General features: G+C 62.2%; 19 protein-coding genes. 8 read left to right on the top strand and 11 right to left on the bottom strand.

What is annotated here, in order from left to right; genetic code table 11:
* Positions 1–39: 39 nt before the first annotated feature.
* Together AR689_RS07820 and AR689_RS07825 are read left to right on the top strand one after the other, a co-directional pair.
* Positions 40–1,698 carry an amidohydrolase gene (locus tag AR689_RS07820; protein WP_062068835.1) on the top strand — a complete coding sequence of 553 codons (1,659 nt, stop codon included), beginning with the start codon at positions 40–42 and terminating at the stop codon, positions 1,696–1,698.
* A gap of 164 nt (positions 1,699–1,862) precedes the next feature.
* Positions 1,863–2,606 (top strand): polyprenol monophosphomannose synthase, encoded by a 744-nt coding sequence (locus AR689_RS07825; protein WP_062068836.1) that lies wholly within the window; start codon positions 1,863–1,865, stop codon positions 2,604–2,606.
* 118 nt (positions 2,607–2,724) lie between these two features.
* Here AR689_RS07825 and AR689_RS07830 read toward each other — a convergent pair whose 3' ends face one another.
* The 4 genes from AR689_RS07830 to AR689_RS07845 form a co-directional block, all read right to left on the bottom strand.
* Positions 2,725–3,072, bottom strand: a complete 348-nt coding sequence (locus tag AR689_RS07830) for an RNA polymerase-binding protein RbpA (RefSeq protein WP_011774875.1) — start codon at positions 3,070–3,072, stop codon at positions 2,725–2,727.
* 256 nt (positions 3,073–3,328) lie between these two features.
* A complete protein-coding gene (locus tag AR689_RS07835) occupies positions 3,329–4,306 on the bottom strand; it encodes an SPFH domain-containing protein (RefSeq protein WP_062068838.1) in 978 nt (325 codons plus the stop codon).
* Positions 4,307–4,398: 92 nt separating this feature from the next.
* Entirely contained in the window at positions 4,399–4,860 is a 462-nt protein-coding gene (locus AR689_RS07840) for an NfeD family protein (protein WP_062069635.1), read from the bottom strand.
* Between the two features lie 80 nt (positions 4,861–4,940).
* On the bottom strand, positions 4,941–5,783 hold the full coding sequence (locus tag AR689_RS07845; RefSeq protein WP_062068840.1) for a putative RNA methyltransferase: 843 nt from the start codon (positions 5,781–5,783) through the stop codon (positions 4,941–4,943).
* A 68-nt stretch (positions 5,784–5,851) separates the two neighbouring features.
* Here AR689_RS07845 and AR689_RS07850 point away from each other — a divergent pair, with 68 nt between their 5' ends.
* Positions 5,852–7,867, top strand: coding sequence for a S9 family peptidase (locus tag AR689_RS07850; RefSeq protein ID WP_062068842.1), 2,016 nt, complete (start codon positions 5,852–5,854; stop codon positions 7,865–7,867).
* 33 nt (positions 7,868–7,900) lie between these two features.
* Here the strand turns inward: AR689_RS07850 and AR689_RS07855 are convergent, their stop codons facing one another.
* On the bottom strand, positions 7,901–8,575 hold the full coding sequence (locus AR689_RS07855; protein ID WP_062068844.1) for a peptide deformylase: 675 nt from the start codon (positions 8,573–8,575) through the stop codon (positions 7,901–7,903).
* Between the two features lie 54 nt (positions 8,576–8,629).
* Between AR689_RS07855 and AR689_RS07860 the strand changes: the two genes are divergently transcribed.
* A complete protein-coding gene (locus AR689_RS07860; RefSeq protein ID WP_062068846.1) occupies positions 8,630–9,037 on the top strand; it encodes a nuclear transport factor 2 family protein in 408 nt (135 codons plus the stop codon).
* 10 nt (positions 9,038–9,047) lie between these two features.
* On the opposite strand, the gene AR689_RS07865 is transcribed toward AR689_RS07860, so the two are convergent.
* The 3 genes from AR689_RS07865 to AR689_RS07875 are packed head-to-tail and all read right to left on the bottom strand — an operon-like array spanning position 9,048 to position 12,017.
* Positions 9,048–10,178: an FAD-dependent oxidoreductase gene (locus AR689_RS07865; RefSeq protein WP_062069637.1), complete on the bottom strand. Its 1,131-nt coding sequence runs from the start codon at positions 10,176–10,178 to the stop codon at positions 9,048–9,050.
* Positions 10,171–10,884: a class I SAM-dependent methyltransferase gene (locus tag AR689_RS07870; RefSeq protein ID WP_062068848.1), complete on the bottom strand. Its 714-nt coding sequence runs from the start codon at positions 10,882–10,884 to the stop codon at positions 10,171–10,173. Before AR689_RS07870 ends, AR689_RS07865 begins: the two co-directional genes overlap by 8 nt.
* The gene (locus AR689_RS07875; protein ID WP_062068850.1) at positions 10,881–12,017 is read right to left on the bottom strand and encodes a type III polyketide synthase; all 1,137 of its coding nucleotides are present in this window, start codon (positions 12,015–12,017) and stop codon (positions 10,881–10,883) included. The genes AR689_RS07870 and AR689_RS07875 overlap by 4 nt, the downstream gene beginning before the upstream one ends.
* 130 nt (positions 12,018–12,147) lie before the next feature.
* Here AR689_RS07875 and AR689_RS07880 point away from each other — a divergent pair, with 130 nt between their 5' ends.
* From AR689_RS07880 to AR689_RS07895, 4 genes are all read left to right on the top strand, one after another.
* The gene (locus AR689_RS07880) at positions 12,148–14,541 is read left to right on the top strand and encodes an ATP-binding cassette domain-containing protein (protein ID WP_197412838.1); all 2,394 of its coding nucleotides are present in this window, start codon (positions 12,148–12,150) and stop codon (positions 14,539–14,541) included.
* Positions 14,542–14,703: 162 nt separating this feature from the next.
* Positions 14,704–15,105 (top strand): hypothetical protein, encoded by a 402-nt coding sequence (locus AR689_RS07885; protein WP_062068854.1) that lies wholly within the window; start codon positions 14,704–14,706, stop codon positions 15,103–15,105.
* Positions 15,098–15,970: a carboxylating nicotinate-nucleotide diphosphorylase gene (nadC, locus tag AR689_RS07890; RefSeq protein ID WP_062068856.1), complete on the top strand. Its 873-nt coding sequence runs from the start codon at positions 15,098–15,100 to the stop codon at positions 15,968–15,970. The genes AR689_RS07885 and nadC overlap by 8 nt, the downstream gene beginning before the upstream one ends.
* A gap of 7 nt (positions 15,971–15,977) precedes the next feature.
* Positions 15,978–17,147, top strand: coding sequence for a cysteine desulfurase family protein (locus AR689_RS07895; RefSeq protein WP_062068858.1), 1,170 nt, complete (start codon positions 15,978–15,980; stop codon positions 17,145–17,147).
* 7 nt (positions 17,148–17,154) lie between these two features.
* Here the strand turns inward: AR689_RS07895 and AR689_RS07900 are convergent, their stop codons facing one another.
* The 3 genes from AR689_RS07900 to AR689_RS07910 form a co-directional block, all read right to left on the bottom strand.
* Positions 17,155–17,640 carry a GtrA family protein gene (locus AR689_RS07900; RefSeq protein ID WP_062068860.1) on the bottom strand — a complete coding sequence of 162 codons (486 nt, stop codon included), beginning with the start codon at positions 17,638–17,640 and terminating at the stop codon, positions 17,155–17,157.
* A gap of 18 nt (positions 17,641–17,658) precedes the next feature.
* Entirely contained in the window at positions 17,659–18,537 is an 879-nt protein-coding gene (locus tag AR689_RS07905) for a fumarylacetoacetate hydrolase family protein (RefSeq protein WP_062068862.1), read from the bottom strand.
* 100 nt (positions 18,538–18,637) lie between these two features.
* Positions 18,638–19,258, bottom strand: coding sequence for a DM13 domain-containing protein (locus AR689_RS07910; protein ID WP_156424549.1), 621 nt, complete (start codon positions 19,256–19,258; stop codon positions 18,638–18,640).
* Between the last annotated feature and the right edge of the window lie 37 nt (positions 19,259–19,295).

Genomic DNA, 19,295 nt, shown 5'->3' on the forward strand with positions numbered 1-19,295 from the left:
TTCCAGATAGATAGTTTTCTACGCTCAGGAGCACAACGCATGAATCAGCCAGGCGTGCAAGCCGGCCCGGACTGCAACACCACAGACCGCAAGGTCACGATGTACCGCAATGGTTCGATCTATACCGCGGCAGATCCCTTTGCCACAGCCATGGTGGTGGACGGCGATACCGTAGCCTGGGTTGGCTCCGAGCAGGCCGCTTCCTCCATTGCCGATTCCTCCATGGAAATCATCGATCTCAAGGGTGCGCTCCTCGCCCCGGGCTTTGTCGACTCTCATGCGCATCTGACTGAGACGGGCCTTGCCCTGTCCGGGCTGCAGCTCTCCGGGGTGCGATCAGCAACGGAATTGCTCGACGCCGTTGCTGCTGCTGGCGGCACGGGCGCAGTTTTGGGACACGGTTGGGATGAAACGATGTGGAACGATCCCACACTCCCTACCTTGGAAGAGATCGAAAGGGCAGCTGCCGGGCGGCACGTCTACCTCTCACGCATTGACGTTCATTCAGCTCTTGTTTCATCATCGCTCGCCACGGCAGCAGGGCTGAACAACCTCGACGGATTCTCCGGGACGGCCCACGTGGTCCGGGCGGCACATACGGCTGCCCGGCTGACTGCCCGGAATTTCACCGAGCCCGAACGGCGAAGCTACCAGGCCTCGGCCCTGTGGGAGGCCGCTTCCCATGGTTATGTTGCCGTCGCCGAAATGTCCGCACCACACCTTTGCGGTCCTGAGGACTTGAGGATGGCTGCGTCATGGAACGAGGACCTGTACACGCCTGAGGTTCTTCCGTACTGGGGCGAGCTGGCCACCTCACAAGAGCACTCGCAAGCCATTCTGGACGGCCTGGGTACCAAGGTCCTGGGCCTTGCTGGTGACCTCAATATGGACGGTTCCATCGGATCCCGTACGGCGGCCCTCATGGACGACTATTCCGACGCAAAGGGCCACCGCGGCAGTTTGTACCTTTCGGTGGACGACGCCGCCAAACATCTTGTTGCTACGTCCCTGCTGGGAGTCCAAGCAGGATTCCACGTCATCGGCGACGCAGGCCTCGGCGCTGTGCTGGACGCCTTTGACGCAGCAGCCGCCGAGGTGGGGGAGCAGCGTATCCGGGCAGCCGGCCATCGCCTTGAACACGTGGAAATGGCCCACCAGTCCGCCATCGACCGTCTGGCCAAGTACTCCATCTCGGTCAGTGTTCAGCCTGGCTTCGACGCCGCGTGGGGTGCCGCAGGTGGTCTCTACGAACAGCGCTTGGGTGGCCGCAGCCAGACGATGAACCCCTTCGCTTCGTTCTACTCGAGCGGGGTACCCATAGCCTTCGGAAGTGACAGCCCGGTAACCCCTCTCCGCCCGTGGTCCAGCGTGCGGGCCTGCTTGGAGCACAGCAACCCGGACCAGAGAATATCCGCCCGGGCGGCGTTCCTGGGGCACACCCGTGCGGGGTGGCGGGCTACCAAGCACCGGAACCCCCTGATGGGACAACTGGTCCCGGGCGCTCCGGCAAGTTTCGCTGTATGGGAGGTGGACGAGCTAATGGTGCAGGTAGCTGATAGCAGAGTGCAGTCCTGGAGTACGGATCCCCGGGCGCGGACGCCACTTTTGCCGGCCCTTGACACCGGCAGCGACCCTCGCTGCCTGCAGACGGTGCGCGAGGGCCACGAGTTGTTCGCTCACGAGTCCCTGAGGGTCTAAAGTCACCGCGATCCACGCCAAGCGGCCGCAAACCGCGCCTTGTGACCGCCACCACAGGCGCCACATGCTTCCCTGTCGTCGTCCTATAATGGAGAGTTGCGCCAGAATGCCAGCCGCCAGGCTGCTCCGGCACACTGACCGCTCCATCAAGGAAAGGCCTCTTCTTGCGTGTCCTGACGATCATTCCCACTTACAACGAGCTGGAATCGCTCCCCGTGACCTTGGGACGGCTGCGCGCAGCAGTGCCGCACTCCGATGTCCTGGTGGTGGACGACAACAGTCCAGACGGCACGGGAAAGCTGGCCGACGACTTCGCCGCTGAGGACAGCCAAGTACATGTCCTTCACCGCAAGGGGAAGGAAGGCCTCGGAGCTGCCTACATCGCAGGTTTCAAGTGGGGACTTGCCGCTGGCTATGACGTCCTGGTGGAAATGGACGCCGACGGTTCGCATAAGCCGGAGCAGTTGCCGCTTCTCCTTGACGCCGTAGAGGCCGGGGCAGATCTCGCCATGGGCTCCCGGTGGGTTCCCGGTGGCAGCGTAGTCAACTGGCCGTTGTACCGTCAGGCGATTTCCCGCGTCGGCAGCACCTACGCCCGCATCATGCTGGGCGTAAAGATCAAGGATGTCACCGGCGGTTACCGCGCCTTCCGCCGCAGCACGCTGGAGGCTCTGAACCTGGACGAGGTGGAGTCGGTTGGTTATGGCTTCCAGGTTGACCTGGCATGGCGCGTGGCCAAGCTTGGGCTGCGCATCGAAGAGCGACCCATCACGTTCGTCGAGCGCGAGCTCGGGGCATCCAAGATGAGCGGAAACATTGTGGTTGAGGCCATGATTAACGTCACCAAGTGGGGACTCGCGGCGCGGTGGGCCAAGCTCACCCGCAAGTCACCGGCAGTTGCCAAATAACGCCTAAGCTTTCTCAAAGGCAAAGACAACAACAAAGGCCGGGTCCGGCTCCCCGTGAGGGGAACCGGGCCCGGCCTTTTCGCTACGTCGGGGCCCGACTGTACGTCGGGACGACCACCTATGCGGAGCGGCGCTCTCCGCGGCGCTCACGCAGGATGTTCAGACGATCCTCAAGGATCTGCTCCAGCTCGGGAAGGCTGCGGCGTTCCAAGAGCATGTCCCAGTGGGTGCGGACGGCTTTTTCGTTGGCGTCCACGGGACGCTCGCCATCTACCAGCAGCGCTTCCTTGCCAGTCTTGGATACCCAAACGGGGGGAATTTCGGCTTCTGAGGAGAAGGTCACGAAGACCTGCTCGCCATCCTCGCAACGGTACTCGACCCGCTGGCGCGGTGCCGGTTCAACGCCGGATTCTGTTTCCATGCTTTGGGCGCCAAGACGCATACCCCGCAGGCTGCGATCGCTCATGATTACTCCCTCTGTCTGTTCGCGGAGCAGGAACCCCGCGCTGGCCGTAAGCCGTTTTCACGATCCTTACGGACTACTTCTGCACACCTTGCATCACTCATTGCAACGCTTGGCCAAGCTTTAATGTTCCGTCCACGCTGAACCAGCCGGACAAATATCCCATTATACGCGGATCCTCGCCCACTACTCAAAAGGAGGGACAAACACCGAGCGGCCAGCCTGGATGGCTGACCGCTCGAAGTCACTGCACTTTGCTTTATTCAGCGGGCCGTGGCTGGGCGGGTGTTCCCGCTGGCTCGGACGACGTGGTCTCATCCGAGCCGCCGAAGAGGCCAACGGGGGAGTCCCCGTTGTTACCTCCAAGCGCACCCCCGATACCTTTGAGCGCCTCGCCGACTTCGCTGGGAATGATCCAGAGCTTGTTTGAGCTCCCCTCTGCGATCTTGGGGAGGGTTTGCAAGTACTGGTATGCCAGGAGCTTTTGGTCCGGGTTGCCCTTGTGAATGGCATCGAAGACCTTCTGGATGGCTTGTGCTTCACCGTCTGCCCGCAGAATGGCTGCCTTGGCGTCACCCTCAGCTGCAAGGATGGCGGCTTGACGCTGGCCTTCGGCGGTGAGGATCTGCGACTGCTTGGTACCCTCCGCGGTCAGGATGGCTGCGCGGCGATCCCGCTCTGCGCGCATCTGCTTCTCCATGGAGTCCTGAATGGAGTGGGGCGGATCAATCGCCTTGAGCTCCACGCGGGACACCCGGATTCCCCAACGACCCGTTGCTTCGTCAAGGACGCCGCGCAGCTGACCGTTGATCTGGTCACGGGATGTCAGGGCTTCTTCAAGGTTGAGCCCACCCACCACGTTGCGAAGCGTGGTGGTGGTCAACTGCTCCACGGCCTGAATGTAGTTGGCGATCTCGTAAGTCGCGGCCCTGGGATCGGTCACTTGGAAGTAAACGACGGTGTCAATCGAGACCACCAGGTTGTCCTCGGTAATGACCGGCTGCGGCGGGAACGACACCACTTGTTCGCGCAAGTCGAGCAACGGCAGGAGCCTGTCGACGAACGGAATCAGGATGGTTAGTCCCGGGTTGAGTGTCCGCTGGTACTTGCCCAGGCGTTCAACGACGCCGGCACGTGCCTGCGGGATGATCCTCACCGAACGGACCAACACGATGATGACAAAAATGACGAGAACAATCAGCACAATTGCTGCTGCTGTTCCTCCTAAGCCGTCCATACATCTCCTTCATTCCCCAATTGCGTGGTGTGATGCGGCTGAACGCGGGCAGGCTGCCCGCACCGGCAACCGCTGAAATTCAAGGGCGCGCTTTAGCGCGGGCTGTTCTCGGCAGGCGAGGCTACAACCGCCGTCGCGCCGTCGATTCTGGTGACCTGGACTGTTGCACCGGCGTCGAGGACACCGGCTGCGCTGCGGGCGCTCCAGACGTCGCCGCCAATTTTGACCAGCCCGCTGGTTCCGCTCACGGCCTCGATGACGAGGGCGGACTGACCGATAAGCCGGTCTATGTTGCTGCGCTGTTCTGCCGGCCCCTTATGCAGGTGCTTCATGGCGACAGGACGGACGAAGACGATCATCAGGAGGGAGACCACGGAGAAAATCACGATTTGGAGCCAGAAATCGGCCCCTGCAAAGTCAGCGATCAGTCCGGCCAGGGCACCGCCGCCCAGCATGATGAAGAAGAGGTCGAGAGTAAGCATCTCCACCACCGCGAACGCGAGGAAGACGGTGAGCCAGAGTGCCCACCAATTTTCGCCGAGCCATTCGAACATCTTTTCCCCCTTGGTCCCGGATCCCGCAAGCAGGATCACAGTCGCTGTCCTTCCATCCTAGCCCGAGGTTCCGCCCCACGTCAGGACACGACGAATTCGCTGATCCTGAACTTCGCGGTTGCGGCCACTGGACCCTCCAACGCGGCCATTTCTGCCAACTCTTCGCGCTTCAGGTGGTGTCCGGCCGGACCCATGTAGGCGAGGTCGGCAACCTCCGAGCCAGACAACATCAAGGGAAGGTCAAGGCTCTTGCTTGTGCCGGGGTGGAAGAATTCCCGCATGGAGTCCACCAGACGGTCTTCTTTCCCCTCCTCAATGCCGAGCATGCCTGTCCGGGCTGCGATCTCGGCAAGATGGCCCGGACGTGGCGTCACAACAATCAAGGAACCGCCAGGCCGGAGCACCCGGGCAAACTCGGCGGGATTCCGCGGGGCGAAGACTACAGTGACCACGTCCGCGGCGTTATCTGCGATGGGCAGCGGGCGCCAAATGTCCCAAACGAGGTTGGCTGCCTGCCGGTTGAGCCGGGCGGCTCGCCTGAGCGCGAACTTGGAGATGTCCATGCCGATTCCCGTAGCCCCGGACCTCTCAAGCACCGTTTGCAGGTAGTGGCCCGTGCCGGTACCGGCATCGAGAACCAGGGCATCAGGGCGCCAAAGTGATCCGGCGGCTGCGTCTGCCACAGTCCGGGCGAGGGCGGAGTAGTGTCCGGCATCCAGGAACCGGTACCGGGCGGCCACCATCTCTGCAGAGTCTGCTTCGAAGACCGTCCCTTTGCCCGTCAGCAGGTTGAAGTAGCCCTGTTTGGCGGCGTCGAACAGGTGCCCGGCTTCACAGGCAAGTGTCTGCTGCCGGCTTTCCCTGAGCTGAAGCGCCCCTTGGCAAACAGGACAGCGGAGGGCGGCAACAGCGTCGGACAACATGGCTCCAATCCTACGGTGGACGGAGTGTCTGGTGCCGAGGGCCGAGCTGCCGGGCTAGGCTCACCATCGTGAAACCCGAGCAATTGCACCTGCTGAACTCCGTGTCCGCGCCGGCTATCCACCCCGATGGCACCAAGGCGGTGGTTTCCGTCACGCGACCTGACTTTGATGCAGACAGCTACGTAGGTCAGTTGTGGAGCATCCCGTTGGATCCCACCAAGTATTCCCGGCGCATCACCCGCGGATTCAGGGATAGTTCCCCCGCGTTTTCTCCCGACGGCCTGGTTCTTGCGTTCCTGAGGACCGATCAGGACGGCAAGCCACAACTCTTCGTGGTGGAAGCCGCAGGCGGCGAGCCGCAACAGATCACCGATCAGCATGCCGGCGTAGGTGGCTTCGTGTGGGCGCCTGATTCCCACCGTATTGCCTTTGAGGCCCGCGTACCGGAACAGGGCCGCTACGGCACGGTGGACGGCGTCACGTCCGGGGGAGAGGACGCCCGGATGGTCACCGGCAACCAATACAGAATGAATGGTGTCGGTTATACCGCGGACCAACGTCAGCAGTTGTTCGTCCTTGACGTGCCTGAATTGGGTGGCGAGCCGGCAGTCGCTCTTCGCGGGAGGGCCGCCCACGAACAGCCCGAACGCCCTGTTGCAGGAATCCCCTCTGCACGTCAGGTCACGTTTGGAGACTCAGACCATGAGTCACCATGCTTTTCAGCCGACGGCGCCAGCCTCTATTTCATCGCGGCCCTCCATGAAGGACACGACGACGACCTCGTCACCTCCGTCTACAGGGTGGATGCCGGAGGCGGCCAGCCATCCGCCGTCGAACCTTCCAACGGAGGGCCGCAAACCGTTACTTCCGTGCGGGCCTCCAGGGATGGTCGTTGGCTCTTCTACATCGCCCAAGACCTGGGTGACACCGGCAAGGACTTCGTGGCCCGCAATTCCGTTCTGTACACCATGCCGGTTGCCGGGGGAGAGGCCACGGCCTTGACCGACGTCGAGCACCTTGACGTTTCGGGACCATTGGAGCCCAGCGGACCGGCCAGCGTTCTAGTACTGAACACAGCGTTGGGAAGTGTCGAACTGCTCGATGTCACGGCCGACGGCGAGATCTCACCTTTGGTTCATGGGGCCAAGGTGGTCATTGGGGCCACTGTGGCTGCCAATGGTGAAATTGCCGTGAGCTTCTCCGACGCCTCCACAGTGGGGGACGTCGCCTCCCTTGAACACGGCGAGATCCGCCTCCTCACGGACTTCTCCGCCCCTTTGCGCAACAACACCCGGGTCACGGAGCCCCTGGACTTCGACGCCGAATCCGCTGATGGCCATCCTGTTCACGGCTGGGTGGTTTTCCCAGACGGACCCGGCCCCCACCCGGTCCTGCTCTCCATTCACGGCGGCCCCTTCGCCCAATACACGGGTGCTTTCTTCGACGAAGCCCAGGTCTATGCCGCCGCCGGATACGCAGTTGTCATGTGTAATCCACGCGGTTCATCCGGTTACGGACAAGCCCACGGCCGCGCCATCAAAGAGCGCATGGGGACCGTGGACATGCAGGACGTGCTGGCGTTTCTCGACTCTGCGTTGGCCACGTTTGATGCCTTGGATGAGAACCGTCTGGGAATCATGGGGGGCTCCTACGGCGGCTACCTGACAGCGTGGACCATTGCCCACCACCATCGGTTCAAGGGTGCAATTGTGGAGCGTGGCTTCCTGGACCCCGTCAGCTTTGCAGGTTCGGCTGACATCGGGTGGTTCTTCGGGACCGAGTACACCGGAGGAACACCGGAGCAGATGGCCGCCCAAAGTCCCATGGCGGTGGTCTCCGGCGTCGATACACCCACCTTGGTGATTCACAGCGAGAACGATCTTCGGTGTCCCATCGAACAGGGTCAGCGCTACTACGCGCATCTGAAGGCGCAGGGCGTGGAAACGTCCTTGTTGATCTTCCCCGGGGAAGATCATGAGTTGTCACGGTCCGGTACGCCCCATCACCGGAGGCAGCGCTTTGAGCACATTCTCCGCTGGTGGGCACGTCACCTTCCGACGGACGTCAATCGCCCGCAGGACTAGTTCCGCTGCCGGCTGTACTGCCCGGATTCAGCGTCAGCGGAGAAAGCCAAGAGCCCGGCGTGCCTCGTCAATCTCCGGAGCAGACCACCGGGCCGAGTGCTCGGCGTTGCTGGACAATGAGCGCAGTTCGGCCCGGTCCAGGTACAGGACGCCATGGAGGTGGTCCGTTTCGTGCTGCACAATGCGGGCCTGCCATCCAGAGAACCAGGCTTCCACGGGCTCGCCCGCAGGACTGGTGTAACGCAATTCCACATTCCGGTGGCGCGTCACGACCGCCTGGTACCCGCTGACGGAGAGGCACCCTTCATAGAAGGTGGCCGTCTCTGTGCCGAGCGGGCGGTACTGCGGGTTGATGACAGCAAGGAATTCCAACTGTTCCCTGTGGCGCACTGCAGCTGACTCTGGTTCCACCGGATATTTGTCCTCCAACACGGCAAGTTGCAAAGGGATGCCCAGCTGAGGAGCGGCCAGGCCGACTCCCGGGGCGTCATGCATGACGTCCCTCATTCGGTCTATGAAAGCCGCCAACTCTGTGTCGTCAACCTGGCCGTCGTACGGCGCGGCGAGCTGACGCAACACAGGGTGCCCGGCTTGCACAATGGGCGGCAGCTCTTCGGCATCCAGCAGCCGGCGAACAGCATCACGGATGCGGATGGGGTTGTAGTCCGTAGCTGGGCTCGTGGCCTCCGGATGAGGTTGGTGCGTCATACAGTGAGCCTAACGTGCAATCGGGTATCCCCGAGTGTGGGCTAGGCTCGATGAATGATCGATTCCACCCCTCTGGATTGTGTACTCGGGTTTGTTCGAACGGTTGAAGCCGGCGGCGGGGCTGCTGAAATCCGGCCCTTCCTCGCTGACGATTTCAAGCTCACGGAATGGCCGCACGCATTGTCCAAAACAGGCTCAACACGGGATCTTGCCGAGACCCTGGCCGGCGCCGACCATAGCAAGGACATTGTCGCTGATCAGCGCTTTGACGTGGTCCGCACAACGAGCCAGGACAACCGTGTGGTGCTGGAAATGAACTGGTCCGCCACTTTGCTGCTGGACCTTCCGTACTGGGACCGCGGCGATACCATCCGAGCCAGGAGCACGGCGGTCTTCGAGCTGCGGGACGGACTGATCATCAGCCAGGACACGTACGACTGCTATTACACAACCGCCGAATAGCCCAACTCACCTAACGCATGGTGAAGCGCCGCTCCACCAGCCCTGAAATTGCCGGTACTGCCAACGCGGTTGCGAAAACTGCGTTCCTGGCTGACATCGCTGGAGGCGGGAGAGGTCTTCCCAGAGCCATGTTGAGTCCAGCCTGGCGCGATGCGCGTAGCGCCGCCTTTCTGCGGGACTTCTCAAAACCTGCCAGATCGGGCCCGACGTCGGCACCCCGGAAAGAAGCATCGATGATCGGGGCCAGCGCCGCAGCATCCAACCAGCCAAGGTTCATGCCCTGCCCTCCGATGGGACTGATCTCGTGGGCTGCGTCCCCCAGCAGCACCACTCTGCCGTGAACCATGCGTTGAGCCAACCGTGACCGTACTTCGAATGCGCTCAGCATTGAGTTGCCGGGAACATGGAGCACCTCACCGGTCCTGGCCAGGACCAAGTCGGCCAGCTTATCCGCCGTCGGCCCCTTAGCCGGTGCACCCAGTCTCACCACCCATCTGCGGACACCTCCCGGCAGGGGAAAGGACTCCACGATTCCACCGGGTTCCAAATACAGGACAGCATTGGAGCCGTGGGCGGTATTATCCGGGAAATCCCCCATGATGTAGCAGTCCGGATAGCTTCGCGCCGTCAGGCCCGGCAGATGGTGCCTGCGGATGGTTGAGTGCGCGCCGTCGGCAGCCACCACTAACCGGCTGCTGAACTCCAGAACACCTGCCGGACAATTCGCGATGGTGCGGACGTGGCCGGGTTCTTCCACAACCTCCCGAACGTCGGCACCCCGGACGATGGCATGTGCGTCCATGTTCTGCACAGCCAGCTCCAAGGCTTCCTCCGTCACCGGCTGGGGGACGGCAAGGATGAAGGGAAATCGGGGGTCGCCGTCGAACGCCAGCTCGGCCACCGGACGCCTCCGGCTGTAAGCGACACCCCGCTTGATAAGGACCCCGGCTGTTATCAGGGGATCGGCAACTCCCGCCCGCGCCAGCCCTGCAAGTGCCGGCGGGTGGATTCCAATGGCCCTCGAACGGTTACTCCTGGAACTCCGGCGCTCCAGGATACGGACCTGATGCCCCCGCTGAAGCAACAGCAAACCCATGAACAGCCCCACGGGCCCGGCACCAACAATCACGACGTCAGGCATCATTCTCCCGGGAGTCATGAACGAGCAGGTGGTGCCAAGGCCCGTTTCTTTCCACCGACCAAGAGTCCGGCACGGCAGCCGCCAGCTCCGGCGCAGTGTAACTGCGCCGGATGGACGTCAAGCCATCCACACAGATGTACGAGCCCACGCCCAAGGGCCAGAAACCTGCCAGGAACAACAGATATGCGACGTTGCTGCGGTTGAGGTCGTTATGGAGGCACAGGCCCTGGCTCAGTGCCTCGGAATCACGGAGGACAGCTGCGAGTTGCCCGGGAGCGAGGTGGTGAAGGATGTGGTTGGAAATGACGACGTCGAACGTCCGGCCCTCGGATACGAGCTCGGAGCTGTGCGCTTTGCGGTAAACAACACCTTCCACTGGAGGTGTCTGGGAAGCGAAAGCCAAGGCTCTCTCATCCGGATCGATCGCCGTCACAGAGAGACGGAAACCATCCTTCCGCGCCCACCCCACAAGGCTCCGTGCCACATCCCCGCTGCCACATCCAATGTCCAGCACTGACGCCGTGCCGTTTGCAGCCAGCAGCGGGCGGAGCCGCTGACGGTACGTCCCGTGCCATCCAGACAACAACCCGTTAACCACAGGAAAGCGTGCGTAGGTCCTGTGGAGGCGTTTGGGGTCGCAGTCGGCCCTGTCCATCTCCTCAACAGCCTGTACAGCCCTCGTTTCGAGGGACCCCCATGGACTCACAGAGCAGGCGAGACCAGCGTGAAGAGTCCCGTTTCCACCGTCAGACCGGGGCCAAATGCCATGGAACAGATCCGTTCTTCCTGCTGAGCAGCCCCCTTCTCCAGCATGTGCTTGAGGACGAACAGCACGGTGGCGCTGCTCATGTTGCCGTAGTCCCTCAGGGTCTCGCGGGCAGGCACCAGCTGCTCCTGCGTCAGTTCCAATTTGGACTCCACCTTGTCCAGGATGCTTCGGCCACCGGGGTGGATGGCCCAGTGGGTGATGTCACGATAGGGGAGGCCCGCCAGGGACGGATCTTTGGCGAGCAGCGGCTCCAAGGCACCGGTGATGTGTTCTTCAATGATGTGGGGGACGTAAGATCCCAGCACCATTTCGAATCCTTCGTCCCCGATGTTCCAGGCCATGGCTTCCTCGCCAACCGGCGTCAGGACAGTCTCAAAGTGATCAAGCCTGATGGCCGGCTCCAGCCCTTGCAACTCCCGGGCACTCAGGACCGCCGCCGCCGCCCCGTCCCCGAAGATCGCCGAGCCCATGATCGTGTCGGGGTCATTCGACGTCCTGACATGCAGGGAGCAGAGTTCAACACAGATCACCAGGACAACCGCGGCGGGATCAGCAACACAGAACTGTTTGGCTGCCTTGAGCGCGGGAAAAGCCGCATAGCAGCCCATGAATCCGAGGTGGTACCGCTGCACGGCGGGATTGAGGCCCAAAGCCCTCACTACCTTGTAGTCCGGGCCGGGGTTGAAGAATCCAGTGCAGGACACCGTAATGACGTGCGTGATGTCATCCAGATCAATCCCCGGCGCCTGGGCCACTGCGGCTTTGCCGGCTTCGACGAACAACTTGGTGGCTTCGGTGGCAAAGATCTCGTTCCGGACCTTGGTGCTGGGGCTCAGCACCCGGTTGGTTTCGGGGTCAAAGAACTGGGGATTTTCGGAATGGGAGTCAAGGCTGAGCTCGGCAACGGCGGTGTATCGGGTGTCTATGGCTGCTGAGTCGAAGCAGGTATTGACCAGTCGGGTTCCCAGCCGCGTCAGTCCTGGCTGTGAAGCGAAGACGTCCCGGGCTTGCTGCTGGACAAGGATTGTTTGCGGAACTGCGGTTTCAAGTGACCTCATGTATACCGGCATGCTTCATTCTTAGCGAGTAAACCTTGGAAGACAATGGCAGAATCGAAGCTACTGGCCGAGGCTGGTCAGTGAAAGCAGGCGACACCGACGGGGGACTGTTGGGCAGCGCCGCCTAACAGATGGAGAAATCATGACTATTGCCGCGAGCACGGACACGCAATCTCCCGGGTCCCACGTTGCAGACACCCACGATCTGATCCGGGTCCAGGGTGCACGTGAAAATAATCTCAAGGACATCAGCATCGAGATCCCGAAGCGCCGGCTCACGGTCTTCACGGGTGTCTCAGGCTCCGGGAAAAGTTCACTGGTCTTCGCAACCATCGCCGCAGAGTCGCAGCGAATGATCAATGAAACATATAGTGCTTTCGTGCAGGGTTTCATGCCCTCCCTGGCACGGCCGGACGTCGACGTTCTTGAAGGACTGACTACCGCGATCATCGTGGACCAGGAACGGATGGGCTCCAACCCGCGCTCCACTGTGGGTACAGCCACAGATGCCAACGCCATGTTGCGGATCCTGTTCAGCCGCCTTGGCCAACCCCACATCGGCTCGCCCAACGCCTACTCTTTCAACGTGCCCACCGTGAAGGCCAGTGGCGCCATCACCGTGGAACGCGGCGAAGGCAAAACCAAGACCGAGAAAGCCTCGTTCAATCGCCTCGGAGGCATGTGTTCCCGCTGCGAGGGCATGGGGGCTGTCAATGACTTTGATCTCACGGCCCTGTATGACGACACAAAATCCTTGAACGAAGGCGCCCTGACCATTCCCGGCTACACCATGGACGGCTGGTATGGGCGGATCTTCGCCGGCTCAGGGTTCTTCACCATGGACAAGCCCATCGCCAAGTTCACTAAGAAGGAACTCCACGATCTCCTTTACCGTGAGCCCACCAAGATCAAAGTGGAGGGCATCAACCTTACCTACGAAGGCGTCATCCCGAAGATCCAGAAGTCGATGCTCAGCAAGGACGTGGATGCCTTGCAGCCCCACATCCGTGCGTTCGTTGAGCGCGCCATCACGTTCACTACGTGCCCGGAGTGCGACGGTACCAGGCTGAGCCCTGAGGCCAGGTCTTCCAAGATCAACGGTAAGAGCATTGCTGATGTCTGCACCATGCAGATCAGTGACCTTGCGGAGTGGGTCCGCGAGCTTGACGAACCCTCTGTAGCTCCTTTACTCAAGGGCCTCCAGCACCTTCTGGATTCGTTCGCTGGAATCGGCTTGGGTTACCTGTCCCTGGACCGGCCTGCGGGCACGTTGTCCGGGGGAGAGGCCCAGCGAACCAAGATGATCCGGCACCTGGGTTCGTCACTGACCGACATCACCTATGTCTTCGACGAACCCACCATTGGCTTGCACCCCCACGACATCGAGCGCATGAACCAGCTGCTGCTGCAGCTTCGGGACAAGGGAAACACTGTGCTGGTGGTGGAGCACAAGCCGGAAACCATTGCGATCGCCGACCATGTGGTTGACCTTGGACCCGGTGCCGGTACCGGCGGCGGCACAGTCTGTTTCGAGGGTGACTTGGAGGGATTGCGGGGGAGTGACACCATCACCGGGCGCCATCTTGACGACAGGGCGTCCATTAAAGACAGCGTGCGTACCGCTGCAGGCCACCTGGAGATCCGGGACGCCTCAACAAACAACCTCAAGAACGTCGACGTCGATATTCCCCTTGGCGTTCTCTGTGTGCTGACCGGTGTGGCCGGCTCAGGCAAGAGCTCACTGATCCACGGTTCAGCTGCCAAGCGCGACGGCGTCCTGGTGATCGATCAGGGCGCAATCAGGGGATCGCGCAGGAGCAATCCGGCCACGTACACAGGACTGCTGGAACCTATCCGTAAGGCGTTTGCCAAAGCCAACGGGGTCAAACCTGCGCTGTTCAGTTCGAACTCCGAGGGTGCATGTCCCACGTGTAATGGCGCGGGTGTCATTTACACGGATCTTGGCGTGATGGCAACCGTTGAGTCGCCCTGCGAAGAATGTGAGGGAAAGCGATTCCAGGCCGCCGTCTTGGAGTATCGGCTGGGTGGACGCAATATTGCAGAGGTGCTTGCAATGTCCGTTGACGAGGCTGTGGTCTTCTTTAGCGACGGTGACGCCAGGACCCCTGCTGCCCATAAGATTCTCGATCGCCTGGCCGATGTCGGGCTGGGTTACCTGACGCTTGGACAGCCGCTCACCACGTTGTCCGGCGGTGAGCGCCAGCGTCTGAAGTTGGCGACCCAAATGTCTGAAAAGGGCGACATCTATATCCTCGATGAGCCAACCACCGGCTTGCACCTCGCCGATGTCCAAAACTTGTTAGGCATGCTTGACCGTCTGGTTGAGTCCGGAAAATCCGTGATTGTCATCGAACATCACCAGGCTGTGATGGCGCATGCGGACTGGATCATTGACCTCGGACCTGGCGCAGGTCACGACGGCGGCAAGATCGTCTTCGCCGGAACGCCGGCTGAGCTGGTGGCCGGGAAGTCGACGCTGACGGGCAAACACCTGGCTGCGTACGTCGGGGTCTGACCCGCCCACGCGCTGCGGGCCGGCAGTCCGTGCCGGCCCGCAGTTCCGTTGCCTGGTGGAACCCCTTCCAGGCCCTCTCACAAACTGGCATGCACGGTTATTCGTGAGGCGGGAGTAAGCCGTTTTCGTCGCACGTGACGTTCACTTGGGGGTTAGGGTCCTATGGTGTTGCTATGGAACGGCACCAACGAGTGGAATGGCACCACAACTCGGGAGGTTTCTTTTGCGGAGGCGGGGGTGTTTTCGCGGGGGGCGTTGCGGCGTTTGATGACTGCGAAGGCCGGGGTTTTGCGTGATGGCGTTCTGATGCGTGAGGCCGGGGTGGCATTGGCTGCCTGGGCAGAGGATGTGCTTCCACTGAATGTTCCCGAGTCCTTGGATATCCGGGAGCATGAGGATTCAAACCTCTTGCTGGCGGCGCAGTTGCTCGTTCACGCTGCCCGGGAACGGCGGGCGTCCTTGGGGGCGCATTACCGCAGCGACAGCTGGGAGGAACCCGGAGCCGTCGAAGATATTGACAAGCGTTACACCATGAGCCGGAAAGTGAGCCTCGTCCATGACTAACCTGACCCTCCCCGCAGCCCCCGTCCGGGACATCCTGGAACGGGCGTTCGCGGAGGACGCACCCAGCGGCGACATCACCTCGCAGCTGCTGATTCCCGCAGACGCCCGTGCAACTGCGGTGCTGAACGCGCGCGTCCCGGGTGTTTTCAGCGGCGGTACAGTTTTCCGCGATGCCATGAAGCTCGTGGACCCGGACACCAAGGTTGAGTTGTTGCTCGCCGACGGTGAAGCGTTCGACGCCGGAACGCACCTCGCGCGGGTCACCGGCAGCGCCCGCTCGGTGCTGCTTGCCGAAAGGGTGGGCCTGAACCTGGTGCAACGGATGAGCGCCATTGCTACCAAGACCGCGGAGTTTGTGAGCTTGGTTGAAGGCACGCGTGCGCGCATCACGGACACCCGCAAAACCACTCCCGGCCTTCGTGTCCTGGAACGTTACGCGGTTCGCTGCGGTGGGGGAGCGAACCACCGCTACAGCCTCTCAGACGCCGTCCTGGCCAAGGACAACCACCTGGCCGTCATGACCGGAGGCGATTCCAGCAAGCTGACCGAGCTGCTGATTGCCGCCAAAGCCCAGCTTGGCCACACGACGCACTTCGAAGTTGAAGTGGACCGTGCCGAGCAGATCGAACCGGTCCTCGCGGCAGGCGTGGACACCATCATGCTGGACAATTTCTCCATCGACGAGCTCCGGGCCGGGGTGAAGCAGGTGGACGGCCGCGCCATCGTGGAAGCCAGTGGCAATGTGAACATCAACACCGTCACCGAGATTGCTTCGGCGGGCGTGGACGTCATCTCCATAGGAGGCCTGACGCACAGCGTGAGCGCCCTCGATCTCGGGCTCGACGTTGTTCTAGAGACTGCCTGACCACCCCATGATCTTCCTCGACGCCGCCGCCACCACTCCGGTACGCCGTGAGGCCCTTGAAGCCATGTGGCCTTACCTGAGTGGTGAGTTCGGCAACCCCTCCAGCCACCACAGCCTGGGCGAAACGGCCGCCGCTGCCCTTGCAGAAGCGCGTTCCGGCGTCGCGAAGGTCCTTAGGTGCCGTGCCGGCGAGGTGACGTTCACCTCCGGCGGCACCGAAGCGGACAACCTGGCCGTCAAAGGCATTGCGCTGGCCCGGCTGGCGGCTGATCCTTCACTGAACCGTGTAGTGATCAGTGCGATCGAGCATCCGGCAGTGGAAAAATCAGCCCGCTACCTGGAGCGGGTACACGGGTTCACCGTGGACGTACTCCCCGTGGACGGGGAAGGCTTGGTCTCCGTTGATGGCCTGCGAATGGTGATAGGACCCCAAACCGCACTGGTGAGCGTGATGTACGCGAACAACGAGGTGGGAACTGTCCAGCCCGTTGCAGCCTTGGCCGCAGTGGCCCGGGAACACGGAGTGCCGTTCCACACGGACGCAGTGCAAGCCTCTGGATGGTTGCCGCTGGACGTCAAGGCGCTGGGTGTGGATGCCATGAGTATTTCCGGACACAAACTTGGGGCTCCCAAAGGATCCGGTGTCCTGTTCACCAAGGGCCGTCTTCGGGTGGAGCCCCTGGTGCACGGTGGCGGCCAGGAAAGGGCAAAGCGCTCCGGCACGGAGAACGTGGCAGGGGCTGTTGCGCTGTCCACGGCCCTCACGCTCTCCGACGCTGAGCAGCCCCATCAAGCAGCCCGTGTTTCGGATCTCAGGGATCAGTTCATTCAGCGGATCCTCGCCACCGTTCCTGATGCCCTGCTCACCGGACACCGGGTTCAACGCCTGCCCTCGGTGGCGTCTTTCTGCTTCCCCGGCACCAGCGGCGAGTCTGTGCTGCTTGAGCTGGAGCGGCTCGGCGTGGTGTGTTCCAGTGGCTCGGCCTGCGCGGCGGGATCCGACGCGCCCTCGCCTGTCCTGGTGGCCCTTGGCATCGCACCTGAAACGGCCCAGACGGCGGTGCGTTTCAGCTTCACCTCAACTGTCACCGACGCCGAACTGGAGCAGGCAGCCGCCGCCGTGGAAACCGCCGTCGGACGCGTGCGGAACCTGGCTGCCCCGCAACAGCGGGACTAGCCACCAGTTACACGTGCCGTGCGCGCCTGAAGATCCAATGCCGTAGCAGGGTAAACCGGACCGCAGTGGCCACGAAGCCGGACAGCGTGGTGGTCCACAACTCCTCTGTGACCGTGGCTTCGGGCCGCAGAAGATGCAACACACCCAAGCTCCCGCCGGTAATGATCAGCGCGATGGCAATCACTATCACTCCACTGAGGTGGTCCTGCGCCCGCTTCTTACGTCCCGTGATTTTGAACGTCAGCCTCCGGTTCAGGGCCGTGTTCATCAACGACGTCACAATGAGGGCAACAGCGTTGGCGAGTTGGGGATCGATCCATGGACGCAGCAAGGCGTAGATCGCGAGTGAACTCGCGGTGCAGACGATTCCTACGCCCGTGAAGCGGATCAATTGCCGCACTACCGGGTACTTGAGGACGCCGCGGTGCCGTCTGCGTGAGGGCTTCCGGGACGGAGACGGGCGCAGCTCAGTGGCGTCCGCGGCTGTCTCCATGCCCTTAAGCCTGACACATTACGCGGGCAGTTCCTCCCATGAAGCGCCAGTGACGGGGTTGTGAAGTTCGCCGATGCCTTCCACTCGGCACACCACCGTGTCTCCGGGCTGGATACGCGCGCACTCTGCGGGGAACCCTGTGAGCACCAAGTCACCGGGCTGCAGCGTCATGAAGGATGTCAGGTACACCAGAATCTCGTCCACCTTCCAGCCGAGGTCTGCGGAACTCGCCGTTTTCAGTTCGGTGCCGTTGTGGACGATTCCGATGGAGAGGTCCGCATCATCCAGGTCCGTAACCATCCACGGGCCTGCGGGGGTGAAGGTGTCCTGGCTCTTGGCGCTGATCCACAGTTCGTCGGTTTTCTGGAGGTCGCGCGCTGAGACATCATTGCCGATGGTGTAGCCCAGAATTGCCGACCGCGCCGTTTCGAGCGTCAAGCCCCGGGCAGCACGGCCGACGACGACGGTCAGTTCCGCTTCCGGATCCACGTAACCGACGGTGGAGCTGAGTTGGATGGCCTCCCCGGGGCCAATCACGCTGGACGCCGCCTTGTGGAAGGCCTGCGGCGGCAGGTCCCGGCCCGGTTGCCCGGTGTTGTGCGCCATGCCGAAGACGTTCACAGGTACTGACGGCGCCAGGAAGGTAAACGTCTCCTGGCTGACCACCTCCCCGAGCTCCCATCCCGCCCTGGCGGGGCTGTTGGCATTGGCGCTCGACGCCGGGAATGGGGACTCCACCACGGTCCACCGTTTGCCGTCCACCGAGTCGAAATCCGGGGAGTCGTTGGCCACAAAGAACTGCTCGGCAGGAGACTGGCGGGCTGAGGTGAGGGCTGCGTCAGACGATGCCGGGACAGGCCGGACACGGGCAATGCGACGGGAAAGAGGCGAAGTCATGATGACATCCTACGTCCTCCCTGGGTGATGCTCTGTGGTGTGAGGCCCGCTTTACGTCCCGCGACACGTTCTTTGCGCGCAGAGCGGGCCTCGTAACACATTAGGTGAGAGGCGCGGATCCGAAAGCGACGCTGAAGCGGTCACACCACAGCACCACGGATGTCAGCCCTGTGATGTCCGTTCCTGGCGGGAGTAGGTAGTTGTGACTGCCGTGCGTGGCTTTGACCGCCCCGAGATCCACGTATCGACCGGACCGGTATTTAAACCAGTCGCCGCCGGCCGGCAGACTGCTCAACCAGACTTTGACGTCCGGGCCGTCGCTGCTGGCCAGGTCCTCGAGCCGTAACAGGTGGCTGCCATCAGGGAGTTTCACCAACCGGGCGGTACCAGTGGTCTCATGCTCCTGGGATAGGAAAGTGCCCGAACTGAGAATCACCGGTGCCGCAGGAGCTGCTGGTGGGGGAGTCGCTGTTGCCGGAGACGGCGCTGCCGGATTCGCTGCTGCGGGAGCCGGTGCGCTCGCGGAACCGGGCACGGCCGGCAGGGCTTCGTAAACGCTGCTGCTGGTAAAGATGCGCCACGGCTGAAACAGGACGGCCCCCACAACCACCATGGAGAGGACCGCTACCCCTGCAACAGCCGCAAGGATTTTGTGGGTCCGGATTACGCTACTCAGCCGGTGCGCACTACGTAGGCTGTTCAGGCTCCGCGGTATTTTCATGCTCCAAGGCTAGGCTTCCCAGGAGCGTCGCGGGGGT

It is taken from the genome of Arthrobacter sp. EpRS71, assembly GCF_001512285.1.
GTDB lineage: Bacteria > Actinomycetota > Actinomycetes > Actinomycetales > Micrococcaceae > Arthrobacter.

Coding starts and splice junctions, on each gene's coding strand:
- AR689_RS07820 (WP_062068835.1), top strand. CDS start 40: ATGAATCAGCCAGGCGTGCAAGCCGGCCCGGACTGCAACACCACAGAC.
- AR689_RS07830 (WP_011774875.1), bottom strand. CDS start 3,072: ATGAGCGATCGCAGCCTGCGGGGTATGCGTCTTGGCGCCCAAAGCATG.
- AR689_RS07835 (WP_062068838.1), bottom strand. CDS start 4,306: ATGGACGGCTTAGGAGGAACAGCAGCAGCAATTGTGCTGATTGTTCTC.
- AR689_RS07840 (WP_062069635.1), bottom strand. CDS start 4,860: ATGTTCGAATGGCTCGGCGAAAATTGGTGGGCACTCTGGCTCACCGTC.
- AR689_RS07845 (WP_062068840.1), bottom strand. CDS start 5,783: ATGTTGTCCGACGCTGTTGCCGCCCTCCGCTGTCCTGTTTGCCAAGGG.
- AR689_RS07855 (WP_062068844.1), bottom strand. CDS start 8,575: ATGACGCACCAACCTCATCCGGAGGCCACGAGCCCAGCTACGGACTAC.
- AR689_RS07860 (WP_062068846.1), top strand. CDS start 8,630: ATGATCGATTCCACCCCTCTGGATTGTGTACTCGGGTTTGTTCGAACG.
- AR689_RS07865 (WP_062069637.1), bottom strand. CDS start 10,178: ATGCCTGACGTCGTGATTGTTGGTGCCGGGCCCGTGGGGCTGTTCATG.
- AR689_RS07875 (WP_062068850.1), bottom strand. CDS start 12,017: ATGCCGGTATACATGAGGTCACTTGAAACCGCAGTTCCGCAAACAATC.
- AR689_RS07880 (WP_197412838.1), top strand. CDS start 12,148: ATGACTATTGCCGCGAGCACGGACACGCAATCTCCCGGGTCCCACGTT.
- AR689_RS07885 (WP_062068854.1), top strand. CDS start 14,704: ATGGTGTTGCTATGGAACGGCACCAACGAGTGGAATGGCACCACAACT.
- nadC (WP_062068856.1), top strand. CDS start 15,098: ATGACTAACCTGACCCTCCCCGCAGCCCCCGTCCGGGACATCCTGGAA.
- AR689_RS07895 (WP_062068858.1), top strand. CDS start 15,978: ATGATCTTCCTCGACGCCGCCGCCACCACTCCGGTACGCCGTGAGGCC.
- AR689_RS07900 (WP_062068860.1), bottom strand. CDS start 17,640: ATGGAGACAGCCGCGGACGCCACTGAGCTGCGCCCGTCTCCGTCCCGG.
- AR689_RS07905 (WP_062068862.1), bottom strand. CDS start 18,537: ATGACTTCGCCTCTTTCCCGTCGCATTGCCCGTGTCCGGCCTGTCCCG.
- AR689_RS07910 (WP_156424549.1), bottom strand. CDS start 19,258: ATGAAAATACCGCGGAGCCTGAACAGCCTACGTAGTGCGCACCGGCTG.